General features: G+C 45.4%; 17 protein-coding genes. 6 read left to right on the top strand and 11 right to left on the bottom strand.

Annotated elements, in window-relative coordinates; all coding sequences use genetic code 11:
• Positions 1–19: 19 nt before the first annotated feature.
• The 6 genes from GF309_02735 to GF309_02710 form a co-directional block, all read right to left on the bottom strand.
• Positions 20–1363 (bottom strand): hypothetical protein, encoded by a 1344-nt coding sequence (locus GF309_02735; GenBank protein ID MBD3157683.1) that lies wholly within the window; start codon positions 1361–1363, stop codon positions 20–22.
• 74 nt (positions 1364–1437) lie between these two features.
• Positions 1438–2196 (bottom strand): hypothetical protein, encoded by a 759-nt coding sequence (locus GF309_02730; GenBank protein MBD3157682.1) that lies wholly within the window; start codon positions 2194–2196, stop codon positions 1438–1440.
• Positions 2197–2232: 36 nt separating this feature from the next.
• Positions 2233–2796, bottom strand: coding sequence for an XTP/dITP diphosphatase (locus GF309_02725; GenBank protein ID MBD3157681.1), 564 nt, complete (start codon positions 2794–2796; stop codon positions 2233–2235).
• Entirely contained in the window at positions 2783–3907 is a 1125-nt protein-coding gene (locus GF309_02720) for an LLM class flavin-dependent oxidoreductase (GenBank protein ID MBD3157680.1), read from the bottom strand. The genes GF309_02725 and GF309_02720 overlap by 14 nt, the downstream gene beginning before the upstream one ends.
• A complete protein-coding gene (locus GF309_02715; GenBank protein MBD3157679.1) occupies positions 3907–5088 on the bottom strand; it encodes a M20/M25/M40 family metallo-hydrolase in 1182 nt (393 codons plus the stop codon). Before GF309_02715 ends, GF309_02720 begins: the two co-directional genes overlap by 1 nt.
• A gap of 269 nt (positions 5089–5357) precedes the next feature.
• Positions 5358–5837 (bottom strand): hypothetical protein, encoded by a 480-nt coding sequence (locus GF309_02710; protein ID MBD3157678.1) that lies wholly within the window; start codon positions 5835–5837, stop codon positions 5358–5360.
• A 265-nt stretch (positions 5838–6102) separates the two neighbouring features.
• Between GF309_02710 and GF309_02705 the strand changes: the two genes are divergently transcribed.
• Positions 6103–6726: a hypothetical protein gene (locus GF309_02705; GenBank protein ID MBD3157677.1), complete on the top strand. Its 624-nt coding sequence runs from the start codon at positions 6103–6105 to the stop codon at positions 6724–6726.
• Positions 6727–6732: 6 nt separating this feature from the next.
• On the opposite strand, the gene GF309_02700 is transcribed toward GF309_02705, so the two are convergent.
• From GF309_02700 to GF309_02685, 4 genes are all read right to left on the bottom strand, one after another.
• On the bottom strand, positions 6733–8181 hold the full coding sequence (locus tag GF309_02700; GenBank protein MBD3157676.1) for a hypothetical protein: 1449 nt from the start codon (positions 8179–8181) through the stop codon (positions 6733–6735).
• A 10-nt stretch (positions 8182–8191) separates the two neighbouring features.
• Entirely contained in the window at positions 8192–8959 is a 768-nt protein-coding gene (locus GF309_02695) for a site-specific DNA-methyltransferase (GenBank protein ID MBD3157675.1), read from the bottom strand.
• A gap of 275 nt (positions 8960–9234) precedes the next feature.
• Positions 9235–9615 (bottom strand): hypothetical protein, encoded by a 381-nt coding sequence (locus GF309_02690; GenBank protein MBD3157674.1) that lies wholly within the window; start codon positions 9613–9615, stop codon positions 9235–9237.
• A 92-nt stretch (positions 9616–9707) separates the two neighbouring features.
• Positions 9708–10010: a hypothetical protein gene (locus GF309_02685; GenBank protein MBD3157673.1), complete on the bottom strand. Its 303-nt coding sequence runs from the start codon at positions 10008–10010 to the stop codon at positions 9708–9710.
• Between the two features lie 100 nt (positions 10011–10110).
• On the opposite strand from GF309_02685, the gene GF309_02680 reads away from it, so the two are divergent.
• The 5 genes from GF309_02680 (at position 10111) to GF309_02660 (ending at position 14368) form a co-directional block, all read left to right on the top strand.
• Positions 10111–10824, top strand: coding sequence for a hypothetical protein (locus GF309_02680; GenBank protein ID MBD3157672.1), 714 nt, complete (start codon positions 10111–10113; stop codon positions 10822–10824).
• 14 nt (positions 10825–10838) lie between these two features.
• A complete protein-coding gene (locus GF309_02675) occupies positions 10839–12230 on the top strand; it encodes an amidohydrolase family protein (protein MBD3157671.1) in 1392 nt (463 codons plus the stop codon).
• A 207-nt stretch (positions 12231–12437) separates the two neighbouring features.
• Positions 12438–13139 (top strand): hypothetical protein, encoded by a 702-nt coding sequence (locus GF309_02670; protein ID MBD3157670.1) that lies wholly within the window; start codon positions 12438–12440, stop codon positions 13137–13139.
• A 40-nt stretch (positions 13140–13179) separates the two neighbouring features.
• Positions 13180–13947 (top strand): histidinol phosphate phosphatase, encoded by a 768-nt coding sequence (locus GF309_02665; GenBank protein ID MBD3157669.1) that lies wholly within the window; start codon positions 13180–13182, stop codon positions 13945–13947.
• Positions 13868–14368 (top strand): hypothetical protein, encoded by a 501-nt coding sequence (locus tag GF309_02660; GenBank protein ID MBD3157668.1) that lies wholly within the window; start codon positions 13868–13870, stop codon positions 14366–14368. The genes GF309_02665 and GF309_02660 overlap by 80 nt, the downstream gene beginning before the upstream one ends.
• Positions 14369–14412: 44 nt before the next feature.
• On the opposite strand, the gene GF309_02655 is transcribed toward GF309_02660, so the two are convergent.
• Positions 14413–15558 carry an actin, cytoplasmic 2 gene (locus tag GF309_02655; protein ID MBD3157667.1) on the bottom strand — a complete coding sequence of 382 codons (1146 nt, stop codon included), beginning with the start codon at positions 15556–15558 and terminating at the stop codon, positions 14413–14415.
• Positions 15559–15630 lie beyond the last annotated feature (72 nt).

Here is a 15630-nt window from a genome sequence, read left to right as displayed (position 1 = left end):
ATGGATTTTGATAGCAAGGTTACCAAGACAAGTCAAGAGGAATGCTGTCCCGTGACGCACTTCGTTTGATCGTGTTGTACCCGATAGCGTCGAACAGAGTGTTGCTGTAAATCCATTCCCCCTTCTTGGTATCATACATGGTCTCAACAGGGACGCAATCAGATATTCCACACTGCAGTCTGTGAACCACGACGTTATCAACAAGCGAAGTAGCACGTAATGCCAAGTCTTTCATCTGCTTTGTCAATCCGCCTCTGCAGTATGCTAGAAGCAATATCCTCTGTTCGGAGGTCTCTAGATTTTCAAGTTTCGAGCTGTAGGTTATGGGTAGATAACGAGACGTAGCAAACAAATCCCCAGCTGCATCAGACATATGAAAAAGAAGCATTTCCCGTAATGTCGGAATGCGTAAATGTGGGCGAGGGAGCACAATACGATCATTGAATAAACACAGGCGTGTTTCTACCACTGTAGTCTCTGAAAGGCCAGTCTTAGATGCAATCTGTGAAATGGACATGTTATAGGACTGTTGGAGAACATGAAGTATTTTCGGTTCAGAATTCGCGAGAATAACTTCGGTTTCATCAGAATGTCGTATTGGACGACCAAACACTAGCTCTTCACCTCCTTGTCGAAGCATCATGCCAAAGTGTAGTGGTTCGATTTCCCATGATCGTTTTTCCTCCGAGTAGTAGGCTGGACTGAAATGGAGAGAGCCTCTCGACAGCGAGTAGGCTGTTACACTTCTTGCATCTGTCCGGAGTGATCGCACCATATTTAGAAAATCAGCCTCCTTTTCTTTAGGAAAGGTGGCTACAACATACACTTTCTGAGCTGTAGTTGTGAACAAGAATTTGTGAAAATATGGTCCTGTGGGAATAAGGTTCGGCGAATCGAGCACAATGAGGTATCGCCGTAGTCCCAACAAGGACGCATTCAAAAGACCACGTACAGTATAGATGCCATTACTCTCTAACCTGGACATCGCTCTTCGTACTTGGTTATAGCTTAAATCTGTAATTTCCGTACTCATTCGTTTCATAGACATACCAGGTTTTTCTACTGCTACCGAAAGGGTGCTTAATTCTGGTTTCCGTAAGATTGACGCATTTGTCCTCACAAGCTCATTAACAATGGACGAAAGGTCGCTCTCGGTAACGATTTTCACACCGCCCGGTCTCAGTATTTCTTTAAGCCTTTGAACCAGTGCTTCATAGAGATTCCCTCTGAAATTCTCAACTATTTCGTAAAGGTGTTGGTGTTCATCTTCCACGCTGGCAATACCATTAGAAATCTGGAAATACTCTACTTTATCGAGAAATGCTTGGGCATTAGGCGTGAGCTTAGCTTCCAATCCATCCATTCTACAAACCCCTGAGATCCTCCAATAAACGGACCTCAGAGAATGGTCTTTGTTAGGTCTAAAAAGCTCCTGTATCACCCGAAATCAGTGCTTTCATCCCATAGCGAATCGAAGTAAGCATTCGCAATAGCTGCGAAAACGGCATGAGACGAATAAACGCCAACAAAACTGGTTTCATCCTCTCCGCCTGCAATGATAATCAGTGTTTGTTCAGAATCAACAACCAAGCCAGCACCAAAAACTCGATCCCTTGTCCGGACTTCATATTCCGATGGTATGACGGGTTCAATTGTTTCATCAACATCCGCGGTTAGAATCCGCACCCGTTTTGCCTTGAGCTCTAGAACCCTTTCAACAACAGCATCGAGATCTTCTAGTGACAAGTCAAGCCTCGGTAATGATAGCTTAACTTCATCTCTTGCTTGTTCTAGCATTTCCATTGCTTTTGCAAGAATTGCTGCTCGTCCGTGAAGTACCCAGACATCACGGGTTGTTGCCTGTGTATCCTTCTCAAAACGTGGCTGTAATTCTTCTACGACACGATCCCCGTGTTTCTCCAAACGTCGTTCCCACTCCAGTTTCACAAGGCGAACCACTTCAGTAGGGGCCTTGGCAACATAGATAGTAGGACGTCCACCTCGAACTTGAATGAATCCTTTGTCCTCCAGCCGATTCAGCACATCATACACTCTGCTGTACGGAACTTCAGAAGCAGAACTCACTTCAGAGGCGGACATTTCGCCACCGGATACCAGCGCCACATATGCTTGGAGCTCGTATTCAGTAAGACCGAGCTCCTTCAGCGCCTTTTTCGTAGCTTCACTGACAGACATATACCACCACTACTGATGGTGATAATTCTGGTGCTTTTAAGTTGTATACCATTTCAAGAATTTCTTGAAAGCGCGGGTACGATGAGAAATTTCTACTTTTTCGGAAAATGCAAGCTCAGCATATGTCTTCTCGAAACCTTCAGGCTTGAAAATAGGATCGTATCCAAAGCCGCCCCCTCCTGCTTCTTCATAGCCTATTTGGCCCTCCATAACACCTTCGAAGGTCCTACATTGATGGCTATCGCAATATCCAACCCCCGTAATGAATCGTGCCGTTCTGTCAGTGGCATCTTCCATGAGCTTGAGGATTCCTGCAGTGCCGATTGTATCGAGGACATAGGCTGCATAAGCTCCTGGGAAACCATCAAGATGCTCAATGTAGAATCCAGTATCGTCTAGGACTACCGGTCGGTTCAGTGAGTCATACGCGATTTGTGCAGCTTTCTTAGCAATAATCTCAACACTCTGAGAGCGGACCTCCGTTTTCTCTATTGGGGAGGTTTCGAAATTCACATCATATCGTTCGAACAGAGGAGTGAGTTCCTTGAGTTTATGTTTGTTTTGCGTAACCAAGATGAGAGGGGTGTTATCCTTTGACATAGGACAGAATTTGTTTCAATATGCTGTAAGAGTTTTTGGTCCGTTCCAAATCAAACATCCCGGTAGAATTCCAGAGGATGATGTGCTCAAGGCCTTTTTCCTGATAGTCTTCGAGCGCAGATATGATGTCCTCGGCTGAGCCGTACAGATAAAACTCCTTGAGAATGTCCATTGGTACTTGTTCAATCGCCCTGAGTGCAGTCTCGCGATCCAGCTCTTGGGGTACATAGTCCCTCAACGAGTAGAAATCGTCACCCAATGGATGAGAATATCCAAGCTTCTTCCATTCAGTTGCGGGATACAGAAGAGCAAATGCTTTGGCCAATGGAGTATCCATCATCTCTTCACAAATCGTCGGGTCCTGATCGAGGATACACCAGCTCCACAAAGCTGGCGTAAAATTCCCCTCTTTGTCCATTCGATCCCTATGATTCTCGATAATTCTCAACCGTTCACCATAATCGTGTGGCTTAAGCAATGTGGGTATCCAGCCATCCCCAAATTCAGCTGTTAACTCTAGCATCTTTGGTCCATGCGCTCCAATCCAAATTGGCGGTGGGTGACCTTCTCTAGCGGGTCTCAAAGACATTACTGCATTCTTCAGGTTCCAAAAGCGACCCTCAAAGGTGATAGGTTCGTGAGTTTCCCAGATCATCTGAATGATTTCTAGTGCTTCTCGAAGTTTCCCAACTTGGGCGGAGTACGATAACCCGTAGGGCTCGATATTCTCAACCTCCCCTGCACCAATGCCCATAATGGTGCGACCGTGGCTAATATGGTCCAGGGTCAAGAACATTTGAGCTAGTAAGAAGGGATGTCGTCGAATCGGTTCGGTAACAGCAGAAATCAACTTGACTCTCTCGGTTACGACAGCACAGGCAGACATTATGCTCCCCAGCTCGAAGTACGTATGAGGGGATTGTTGAACAAGGGCCAAAGGGGTAACATCAGGCGTCCATATGCTATCAGGTACAAATCCTGCAAAATGATCTGGGAATGCCATACTGTCATAACCCAATGAATCAATTAATCGAGCATTCTTCTCAACATTCTCCCATGGAGGAAGAAAGGGGCCCGGAGCCCCAATTTTTAGGTCTGAAAGCGAAGACATCAGGCACCAGTCTCTGCAAATCGGATAAGTAGGTTCTTCACTTTATCAAAATCAGCTAGCCGCATGAATTCATCAACTCCATGAAAATTACAGTCTCGAGCTATAACACCATAGCAAACAGTAGGTATGCCAACTTTCCTGAAGTAGGTTCCATCATTACCACCAAGTTCGCCACAAAGTGCAATATCTGGAGACACTACTTCTTTTGCAGCAGCATGGAAAGAAGTAACCATCGGATGTTGTGGATCCGTTGACCAGCCGTCAATCTTGTGCTTGATTTCCAAATCAGCATCGACAAAGGTTTCTTCTTTTACACTTTCGAAGAACGTCTCAAACTCGTTAATGATATCCTCAGATTTCTCCTCTGGAATCAAGCGCAAATCGAAACAGATCTGGGCCTTACCAGGAATCACGTTGGTTTTTGTTCCTGCGTTATACATGGTTATACTGAAACGACCCCAGAGATTTCGATGCGGTGACCCCGGAGGAGCAGGAACCATGGATTCGACATTTTGTCTTGCATCGGAGAATCGCATTATTTCATCCAGAAAAGGTAGTGACAAGTGTATTGCATTTCTGAACATAAAGGGATAACCAGCATGTCCTTGTTTACCCTTGATAGTGATTGCTCCTGCAACTACACCGCTAGCTCCTATGCTCACATATTCTGGACCACTATCTACAACTACCGCAAAATCACCACGGATGGTTGGCGGACCATTGATCAAATAGTCAATACCATATTCGCCGCCGACTTCCTCATTTGGCGAAATAAGTATCTTGAGATTCACTTTTGAAGTGCCATTTGCTATAAGCTCTTTTGCCGCACTGACAGCAGCAACAACGTTACCTTTGTCATCACTAACGCCTCTACCGTATGCCTTTCCCTTCTCAACAGTTAAAGCAAAGGGATCTCTAGTCCATTCTTCTCTCTCTCCAGCAGGCACAATGTCATAGTGAGTACATAGCAAAACCGTCTTCTCGGCGCCTACATCCATAGTGGCAACAACATTTGGTTGGGATATGCCCCCGTCCTCGGAATCGAATACTTCAACCTCTAGACCGGCATCCTTACAATAATCCATCAATACTTCTGCGCACTGAGGGTAATTCAGTTTCTCAACGCTGTTGGTATCCAGTTCAACCAATTTGCGGAGGAACTCAGTTTCCCACTTATTCATCCGTCTTTTCAACCCCCTGAATGGTATATAATATGCAAGCCGGGCATAAATTAGTTGTGAGAGTACACTTGACTATCTTCGATTCCTACGAAGGGCTGTAATAGTACAACCAAGAATCATAATATGTGACATCTTCATTCATCCAATGGCCACTAGTATAGAATTTGTAGGTATAAGCCACAGTAACATTGTATTGAGCTGTGATATCAGGGTCCAGTGACAGCTCTAAAGTGACTGTCAATGCTTTGTCGTACTTCGTTGGCCAACCGTTAGCATCCCATGAATACCACTCGGAAGAAATTCTCCTCAGAAAGGCTCTTGCAATCATACTGGATGTTTGAATGTGAAGAAGTGGCAATTTGGAAGCTGAACATCTCATCCAAGGATGCGTCAATCGTATCTTGACCATAGTATACATCATCTACCATAACTTCTGGTGAGCTAGGTCCTTGAACTCTAACATGAAGCTCGAGAGCCGCATATGCGAACCAGGGCTGTTCTCCACCATCCACATTCATGGATACGCGGAATCCTGGATCGCTCTGATCAAGAGGACTACTAGCACTAGTTGCGGGGTATCGCATGTTGTAAGATACATTCGCAAATGGGGTTTCTTCATCCCACCAGAAGTAGTACTCATTCAGATGGTCGCTTTTGACACCGGTGTTTTGCCATCCGAGAACCGGGTGAATCAATATGAGCGCAATGGTACAGAAAACAATAATGCCAACAAGCTTTTTCTGTTGCATGCCATTCCCTCAATGAATTGTAGAGAGTTTTTCTTATCAATTTGCTGCAATTCTGGCTCCTAAGAAACAGAATACATGCATAAGCAGTTTTTACCAAGCAATCTATGGGATATAGCGCGGTTCACTTCACGATTCGTTTAGAATAAAACGAGTAGCAAATACTAATCAACGAAGGCAATCTTGAAGGGAATTGTTCATATATTCGTCCAATATCCGGACCATAAACAAAAGCCAGAAGATTGCAAATTTCAAAACGGGGATTCGAATGTCGGAAGCAGTTGTTTACTACATCATCAAGGGCAGGCTCATTCGCATGCCCAGAAAAGGAGCATTCGGAAAGAGAGACTGTTACTTGGTAGATGCAGATGACGAGCTATATCTCTGGGTTGGGTCTGAAAACGAAGTAGAAGAACATACATTGGGCCAAGCTGCCAGAGTGCTCAAACAGACAAAGGAAGAAGAAATCGAACTGCTTCGTCTTCCAGCAGGACATGAACCCCGAGAATTTCGTGAGCTATTTCCCAACTTTCGAGTGACTCGAGAAAGCGCAGAAAGTTTTGTACGAGAAGTTGCTACTCGAAGGCATGAACACAGACTATGGAAGGTCCACAAGGTAGAAGATGAAATCTGGTTTCGAGAAGTACCCGCACGAGAAGATTCACTAAAGAGTGACGGGATATTTGTTCTCGACACTTGGGAAAAATTCTACATCTGGAGGGGGAAAGACGCGGACAAAGCGAATTTAGACCCCATGGTTATAGTTAGAGGGTACGACGCTCGAAGAATAGGGCCCCGTGATGTGTCTATAGTGGAAGAGGGGGAAGAATCTGAAGAATTCAAGCACGGTCTAGTTACGGATCAGGAAGATAAGCTCTATTCCAATATGTGAAATTCGCTAGACTAGCCGGTAATGACCTGAGCGCGGTTCATAGACTACTGCGTCTTTCTTCATCTCTTCTAGTGTTCTTGCAGCCTTTTGAACCTCAACACCAGCCTCCTCAGCAATCTCCTGCAAAGTCGGTCCAAGTGAAGTGGCTTTGCCAGTATCCAGTTTTCTCAGAGCCCGGTGTACTTTCGTATTGTATCGATGCAAAGGTCTGCCTTTGCCCCAATCAGCTTCAGCCCCTTCCCTCAGGGCAGCAATCTCAGCGAATTCTTTCAAGGCTGGTTCAAGGACATTGTCCCAAGCTCGCCTCAAATCCTTCGCAGTCACATCGGTATCCCACTTAGCCCGTGCTGTCGAACGTGCTAGACGTATTGTGCTAAGTGGGCGTCCCATACGGTCTGCATCTAGAAGATGACCTCTTCCAAGTACAGATCTGTCAAAACCAAAACTGTCTCGCAATAGCTGAAGACGTGAAACTATATGCTCAGTCGCAGATTCTATCGCATCTTCGGAAATCTGCGGGGTAAGAAGCTGGTAGGTGATAGCGGATTTGAGGATTGGCAAGCTCAATGTCTCAGCATTGGTACTTTCAACCCAGAAATCCTCGGTGGCTAAAGCCAGAGGTACATCAGGCAGTGCTGCGGTCTCGCGATTAGTAAGGGCACCAATGGAAACTTCACGAAATCCAGAGGGGTCGACCCGTTCCACACAAAGCTTCTTGATTTTTGATTTATTCGTAGTACCAACATCAAGGCGCCAACGGTCAGGTGTTGCTACACGCAAACCGCGCACATTCTTGGTTACAGGCCAGCTCCCGCGAAGAGTACGCGGAACAGCTTTTTTCATGAATGAAAATAGACGGCGTACCTGTTTCTTCTTAGCGATGGCTTGGATTCCTGTTGCCAATCCACCAACCGCATCTTGATATGGGGGACTGGATACGAAGAGACGGGCAAAAACCCGTTTGCTTGCCTCTGCCATTCCGACGTCTTCGAAAAGCAATCGTGAGAGATTCTTGAGTGACATTGGTGGCTCGATTTCGGAAAGAAGATCGAACTCTACCTTTTCTAGAGCATCAGCAGAAATCGCCCGCACAGTCTCATCAGAGCGCTGGAGCAGAGATGGGACGGCTATGTTTCTCCCTTCAATCTCTACTATTGCTCCATCTGGCGGGAGCTCTTGATTCTCGTAAAGATAGACGAAAACTCCACCAAGCATGTAGGGACTGGGAGAAAGTAGGAAAACAGAATCATTGGTCGTATGCCGTACAAAACCTTTGTATCGCATCCTTTGACCGCTAACTCTTTGCCTGAATTCTTGATGGAAACGATACTCCCAGGCTGTGAGTTGTGAGCCAAATTCCCGATTGAAAACATCAGAATCAGCCGAAACATCAGCTAGTCTATCCCGGGACTTCCCGTAGTCTTCTAGCAGGTCACTTGGCTCCAGACTAATCACCTTCTTTCTGTTATCTCACTTTCTGGTTCTCACGTTCTCTATAAACCTCATACGCCTTCGGGTATTTCTTGGCGAGCTCTTCTATTGAAGGAAGCCTATCCTTGTAAGGGACATAGGATTCTCCAGTATCTCTATGAGAAAGCTCATCCTCAATAATGGGTTGTAGTTCATCATTGATTTCATACCCGAGGTAATGCCGGTAGTTTGTTTTACACGCAACAGCAGTGGTACCATTGCCCATAAACGGGTCCAAAACAAGGTCTCCAGGACGAGAAGAGTAGTCGATGCATCTCATGACCACTTCAAGAGGGAGTCGAGTCCCGTTCTTTGCACGACCTGCACGATATCGTCGTTTAATATTCCAAACGTCTAGAGGATAATGCTCAATTTTGTTGAAAAAATAGGATTCTGAGTTCTTGACAAAAAGCAGTACATGATAGTGACTTGTTACGAATTTCTTTCGTGTAAATACGCCGAAGGGGTATTTCCACACAATATGGTTGAGGACGGAAAGCCCTGCTAGGCGACCACCCTTAAGAACTGATTCCAAGTTACTCCAGCCGCTGAAAACATATGCAGACCCGTGATCTTTGAGTAAACGTGGTAACTCAGCCATCCAACGGAGTGTAAACTCAGAATACGACCCGTCTATTTCCTCGTAACCATCTACTACATGATTCTCATTTCTATTGTAGACACTACTTTTGCCATCAAAATCTATCCCAAAGGGTGGATCCGCAACCACGAGGTCAATGCATTCGTTAGGAAGCTCATTCATCCCGGTGATACAATCTTGATAATATACTTGATTACAGAGCTCTGATGGAATCTCATTCCCCTTTTCTTCGTATAGTATATGGGCCTCTTTTGCTGACCAATCATGAGTTGGTTCAAAATAAAACTCTGCAAGATTTGGAACATAGCCTGAGCTACTTGCGCCAGAACTACTGCTATCACTCTTGCCATCATTCACAGTCATCTTGCAAGCCGCTGAATTCACCTTAGAATTTGTGCTTTAAAATATACGTAAGAAATAGGGCATTTGGTTTACTGCTAGCGTTTTCTCAGGCCCTCTACCCTTGTTCGAAGAGGTTCAATAAAAGGATAGATTACGTAAAGAATCGCAACAAAAGACCATAGAATCCATAAGCCGCCATAAATGAAGACCGTATAGATGAAAGCATCAAGTGGATTGAGTGGACTAAACACCGGAGTCCATGACCCGAAATCCATGGGTATTGGAAAGAGTACCATATTTGGCCGCGGCCAGTAGAAACCGTCTAGTGGATTACCTGTTATCACTCTTCCAAACCAAACCATAATTATCAAATCAACCAGTAAGATCAGGATAACAAGTCGCCGAACCTTGGCCCAACGGCTCAAGCCCTTCTCCGAGACGAGCCACGCATCCTTGGTGGTAGAATCATCAGTCAAGTTCTCTCAACCTTTGTGTAGATTTGATTCGCTTTAGAAAATAAGACTTCACTTCAGCGCTGGTCTTCATTCCGAGGATTGGAAAATCCATGTCATGTTTCTGATGGTTCCCTATCGTCAAGTAGAATGCGTTGGAAATCTTCAATTGAAATTCTCTTGAGACCCATCTGCTTTCGACGGGTACTATCCAGCTCGTATCCTTCCTTTAGAGTCACTTCGATTAGGTCTCTATCATCAGCTCGGTTCCTTGCTTCATCCTTGACCAGATAGAAATTCCACATAATGCCGCATCCTTCATAACCCCAAATTCGCCGATCGGGGTCTAGCTTCACGAGATCATGTTCACGACTGGCTATATCCAAATTCTCCATATTCCGGTTTTCTTCATGAGACAAGGCGCATCACCTCGTAATTGCGAGAATATAGTAATAAGAGCCGTTATGCATGATGTATCTTAAGGGAATTCCAGCCATACAAGGTTACGAGAGGATAGCAATGGGAAAGAAACAGATGTCATCGTTCCAGCCAGAACCCCTCGATTTAGTCATAGCAATCATTGCAACCGTTGGATTACCAATACTCAGCTGGTATCTCTATACATCTATCGGAGCGCTTCCTGTTCTAATAATTTACTACGGGATCTTCTGTATCGGAGTCAGAAAATGGCGATACGGAAACACAGGGTACGAAATAGAGGATAGTAACATCATTGGTCAATTCAAAGGCTATGTCACAATTCCGTTTATTATCGCACTTGTAGCCCAAATTGGGCTGATCATCGATAGCTGGATTGTTGTTGAACGAGTGACAAATAGCACCCTAGTGGGATTTCTGGGAACATTATTGCTCTGGGCACCAATAAACGCCTTCTCAGAACAGCTTTCATGGCTGTACGTCTTTGAATCCTTCTCCGAATTCTGGGATGAAAAAACGAAGAGATGGTTGGGTATAGCTATTGGGGTTCTTCTGTATGTGACATATATTGGACTGATACACGCATTGTTCTGGGGGCGATTTCTCCTCGGGAGTGCAAGTGTCTCTCCCTTCACTGAGATTTTCTTCGTGCTACAGTTCGTTGTTTCACTCTGTTACTTGATCATATACAGGCAATCAAGGAGTATGTGGCCCATTGGTATTATTCATTTTCTCCTAAATTTCACCAGTGTACTGTTCTCTGGTTACTCAATGTTACCATACCTCATCAGGTAGGAGTGGGAAAGGCCATGAGTTCAATTATTGTTACTAATGGAACTGTTGTGACGCCCAGCTCGAAGGGAATGAAAATCGTTGAAAACGGTGCTGTCGCAATAGAGGGGAGCCAAATCGAGGCGGTTGGAAGGACCTCCGAAATTGAATCGAAATTCTCAGCAGAAATCGAAATTGACGCCACGGGAAAGGCGATTCTTCCAGGTTTCGTGGATGCGCACATTCACACACCTTTGAGCTTATTCAGGGGGCTCGCCCAAGATGTGCCTGAATCTGAATGGATGACCAAAGCAATCGATCCCCTAGCAAACAAGATGACTAAGAAGGCGGCAATTATCGGTTCCAAGCTAACCGTTATTGAGGGACTCAGGGCTGGGACTACATGCTTCTGCGACTATGCTACATCGATGGCAGATTTAGTAAAGAATGTCTATCTTGTCGCCGGAGTTCGTGCACATGTTTGCGCTACCATCAATGAAGTAGGTACAAAGAAAGAGGGGAAAGGCATCTTGTACCCATTTGACCATGCACTGGGAGAGAGAAGGCTCAAAGAGAACATCGAATTGATAAAGAAATGGCATGGAGCGGAAAATGGGCGGATTACTTGTCTGTTTGGCCCACAAGCTGCGGATATGCTAAGTGAGGAACTTCTTTTACAGGTAAGAGATGCTGCAATCGAACATGATTTGCCCATCCACATGCATGTGGCTCAAGGCGAGAGAGAACGGCGACAGATGATGGAGCGATATGGTAAGTCTACTGTGAATTATCTCGATGAGATAGGATACTTGGATGACAGACTGATAGCTGTTCACTGCCACGATACCACCAAGAAAGAACTGTCTTTACTCGCAAAGAAGAATGTGAGAATGGTGGGTTGTCCAGGATCAATTGGGATGATAGACGGGATAGTACCACCATTGGCGAGCTTCAAAAAGCTTGGAGGAGTGGCAGGGCTTGGCTCGGACCAGTGCCCACCTGATGGGCACAATATGTTCATGGAAGCGAAATACGCCTCAATCCTTTCAAAAACTGAGCACAAGGACCCTACCGCACTACCAGCTTGGGATGTCCTTCGAATGGTAACTATAGGTGGAGCCATGTGTCATGGACTTCATAGGGATATAGGTTCAATCGAAGCTGGAAAAAAGGCTGATTTGATACTCGTTGATATGGAACGGCCTAATTTGGTACCGATAGTGCAACAACCTATCAGGAATATCATTCCAAACCTAATATTGCACGCGAGTGGATCTGAAGTAACTACCGCGATTATTGATGGCAAAATAGTATTGCAGAATGGCAATATCACAACGATGAACGAAAATGCAATTTTGAGAGAAGCTCAGAGGATTGCTTCCAAACTGGCTGAAGCGGCAGCTGAGGGCTTTTTGAAGGCTGGCTCGTAGTTACTGAAATTGGAAAACATTCTCAGTACATCTGAAGAATGATAATCTAAGCGGATTTAGGCGAGAACCCGGAAAGAAGTATGCTGTCTTCTGGAAATCAGCAGCACAAGAACCCGTTTCGATTGCACGAGGGCTTTATCACAGAATATTCAGATTATATGAGCGCATACCATAATCGATTCTTATTCCGAAGCAGGAGGATTTCAAGTGGTCAAAGTCCTGAAAGAAACCAGCTTTCCTTATCTCTCAGGCAAGGCCAAATTCTTCCGCAATGGAGCGATAGTTCTTCTCATTAGTGGAGCTATTATCATGTTTGCAGTCCCACAGGTTGGTTTTCTGCTAGGTGTCCTCATACTGGCACTCGCCATGAAGTACTGGAAAGAGTATTCGGACTATGACGCAGGCATGGTAGGAGAGCGATTGGTGAGTGAAGTACTGAAAGAATTGGATGACAGCTACTACCTTCTTGAAGATGTCATCTTACATTCGCGGGAAGGGAATATTGATCATGTTCTGGTCGGGGCCAACGGCATTTTTGTGATAGAAGTGAAAAACTATAGCAGTAGGCTATCTGTTCACGGGGACAAGTGGTATCATACAAGGATATCGGGAGCCAGTAAGAAAGAGATTCGAAGTATTAGCATGCAAGTTAAGAAAAATGCAGCTAATTTGAACAAGATTCTGACAGATACTCTTGACGCTCGATTCAAAAACCGCATTTTTGTTGAGCCGCTAATCGTTTTCAGCAATGAAAAAATGAAACTCGAGGCCAAGGAACCTACAGTGGTCGCTGTTAGGTCGAACAAGCTGATTGATACAGTACGAACACATCAGGTGAACCATCACTATAGTTCAAAGGAAGTTGCTACTATAGCGAGAACTATACAACAAGCCTGTGAGGATACCTAAGAGATAGTATTAGTGAAGCCATCTAGAAGAGGAATCTATCATGATTGATGACAAATACAAACGGGAACTACTTGACTTCGCAGTGAGGAGCGCTGAAGAAGCCGGAGAGTTAACACTTGAGTATTTTCGGGGATCCTTCAAAGTGGAAAGAAAAGAGGACAAAACTCCTGTGACGGTAGCAGATAAGAAAGCTGGAAGGATGATTAGGGATACCATAGAAATGACATATCCGGACCATTCGATTCTTGGAGAAGAGTATGATGACAAAACGACGGCCTCCCCCTTCAGATGGATTATTGATCCTATTGACGGAACACAGTCATTTGTTCGTGGGGTGCCTCTGTATGCGGTTCTGATAGCAGTTCAGTATGAAAACGAGCCGCTTCTAGGGGTCATTCATATTCCGCCGCTCCATGAAACCGTTGCAGCCGGGATAGGTATAGGGTGTTTTCATGACGGTGAAGCATGTCAGGTATCAAACACAGATTCGCTTGCAGATGCGTGGGTACAGGTAACTGATGTAGTCTCACTTGCAAGACATAGGCCTGTCCTCTTTGACAAGCTCTCAACAAAGGCCGGTTTCCTTAGGACATGGGGAGATGCCTACGGATACTTGCTTGTAGCAACTGGGCGTTCAGATGCTATGCTAGACCCGGTCATGGAACTGTGGGATATTGCTCCGCTAATGCCCATCATAACAGAAGCAGGAGGTCATTTCGGAGATCTTGATGGGAATCAGATTGCCTTCGGAGAATCAGCTCTGGCGTGTACTCCCAAACTCTGGGAGGAATTCTTGGAACTTACATGAACAATTAGGTGGAGCAGAGGATTCAGTTAGCGATATTCGATATGCTATTGAACCGGAAGCATCCGGGGAGAACCTCTACTGGAGTAACAGAGGGGGAACTGGAGATTTCAGCTATACACACAGCCTCGCAGATATCGATGAGGACTTCGATGGATTATCAGATTCTCAGGAGGATACTCTTGGCACAAATTCAACAGCCCGTGATTCGGACGGCGATTCCATACCCGATACATGGGAATACTGTCACGGTTTCGATCCTTTGGATTCCTCAGTTTCGTTATGTGAATTCGTCATTTTCAATAACCAGCAAATTGCGATAGCCATACTAGGAGCCGTTGTGGTTTCAGTTGTTCTTGTCATTCTAAAGAAAAAGGAAAGGCTGAAACAATCAATAACAACAGATGAGAAAAATGAAAGTTGAAGGAGGGCATTGCAGCCCGTCCTTCTGAAACTATTTGCCTTGTATCAGATACAGCGGTGGATGACTTCCGGTCCAGCTTCTTCGAACTCTTTCTTGCTGACCCACATCTTCTGGAAGGTCTTCAGAGAAGCAAGGATGGAGCCACCAATCCAAACTGAGTACTGTCTCTCAGGAGGTGCAATGATGCGAACCTCGAGGTTCTCAGGTAGCTGTTCGGAAACCTCCTTGTGGAGTCGCTCCTTAAGACCTGGGAACATGGTTGAACCACCAGACAATACGATGTTGGCATAAAGCTCACGTCGCAAGTCAACGTCACACTGCTTGATTGACTCGACAATATGATCATCCATCGGGATGGTGTCAAGTCCAATTGCGCTCGGATTAAAGAAGAGCTCTGGTGCCTGGAACCGCTCTGCGCCGATGGTAATAGTCTCACCGTCAGGCAGCATGTACGGTTTGTCTACGCCGGCCTTATCAGCAACCTGTCTTTCCTTCTCAGGATCAAGTGCGACGTAGCAAAGCTTCTCCTTGATATCTCTCACAATCTCTTTTTCTGCACCACTTACGAAGGTGTAACCACGCTGTCTCAGGAGTCTCCGGAGGTATTCCGTTATGTCACGACCTGCCAGATCGATTCGCCTGATTGCATGAGTAATAGCAAAGCCCTCGTAGATAGGTACAATGTGAGTAACACCATCTCCCGAGTCAATAACGAGTCCTGTCGTTCTGCCCGATGCGTAGAGTGATAGGACAGCCTGTGTTGCCACATAAACTGCAGGAACTCCAAAATTATCAAACATGACAGATGCCATGCGCTCTCTGTTTTCTCGTGGGTTGAATGGTGCTTCAGTAAGCAGTACCGGATTCTCGCTGGGGTCGACCTTCAAGTCATTATAGAAAGTGTAAGACCATATCTTCTCAATCGCATCCCAGTCATCAATCACACCGTGGGTAATAGGATATACCAGTCGAAGGACACCACGTAGGTTGATTGCCTCTTCACCGATGTAGTAGTCCCGAGTGTAATGGTCAACGTCAGTCATTATTGACTCGTATCGGGGGTAGCCAATCAGTGTAGGCCAAACACTACGGGGTTGGTCTTCGCCCGCGTATCCGTTCTTACTCAGGCCTGTACCGTTATCAATCACAATGGGCTTCGCGCCCAAGTACTCGTCTTCCGCCAAATTCATCAGTCTCCTTATTTCGCTTTTTGATATGTTCTAGAACAGGATTTCCAAAACCATTTGCGAGTAAACAGTCTG

This window comes from Candidatus Lokiarchaeota archaeon (assembly GCA_014730275.1).
GTDB lineage: Archaea > Asgardarchaeota > Thorarchaeia > Thorarchaeales > Thorarchaeaceae > WJIL01.
Note: the sequence above shows the minus strand (reverse complement) of the source record. Positions and strands in the feature narration are given on the sequence as shown.

Coding starts and splice junctions, on each gene's coding strand:
- GF309_02735 (MBD3157683.1), bottom strand. CDS start 1,363: ATGGATGGATTGGAAGCTAAGCTCACGCCTAATGCCCAAGCATTTCTC.
- GF309_02730 (MBD3157682.1), bottom strand. CDS start 2,196: ATGTCTGTCAGTGAAGCTACGAAAAAGGCGCTGAAGGAGCTCGGTCTT.
- GF309_02725 (MBD3157681.1), bottom strand. CDS start 2,796: ATGTCAAAGGATAACACCCCTCTCATCTTGGTTACGCAAAACAAACAT.
- GF309_02720 (MBD3157680.1), bottom strand. CDS start 3,907: ATGTCTTCGCTTTCAGACCTAAAAATTGGGGCTCCGGGCCCCTTTCTT.
- GF309_02715 (MBD3157679.1), bottom strand. CDS start 5,088: ATGAATAAGTGGGAAACTGAGTTCCTCCGCAAATTGGTTGAACTGGAT.
- GF309_02710 (MBD3157678.1), bottom strand. CDS start 5,837: ATGCAACAGAAAAAGCTTGTTGGCATTATTGTTTTCTGTACCATTGCG.
- GF309_02705 (MBD3157677.1), top strand. CDS start 6,103: ATGTCGGAAGCAGTTGTTTACTACATCATCAAGGGCAGGCTCATTCGC.
- GF309_02695 (MBD3157675.1), bottom strand. CDS start 8,959: ATGAATGAGCTTCCTAACGAATGCATTGACCTCGTGGTTGCGGATCCA.
- GF309_02680 (MBD3157672.1), top strand. CDS start 10,111: ATGGGAAAGAAACAGATGTCATCGTTCCAGCCAGAACCCCTCGATTTA.
- GF309_02675 (MBD3157671.1), top strand. CDS start 10,839: ATGAGTTCAATTATTGTTACTAATGGAACTGTTGTGACGCCCAGCTCG.
- GF309_02665 (MBD3157669.1), top strand. CDS start 13,180: ATGATTGATGACAAATACAAACGGGAACTACTTGACTTCGCAGTGAGG.
- GF309_02660 (MBD3157668.1), top strand. CDS start 13,868: ATGGGAATCAGATTGCCTTCGGAGAATCAGCTCTGGCGTGTACTCCCA.
- GF309_02655 (MBD3157667.1), bottom strand. CDS start 15,558: ATGAATTTGGCGGAAGACGAGTACTTGGGCGCGAAGCCCATTGTGATT.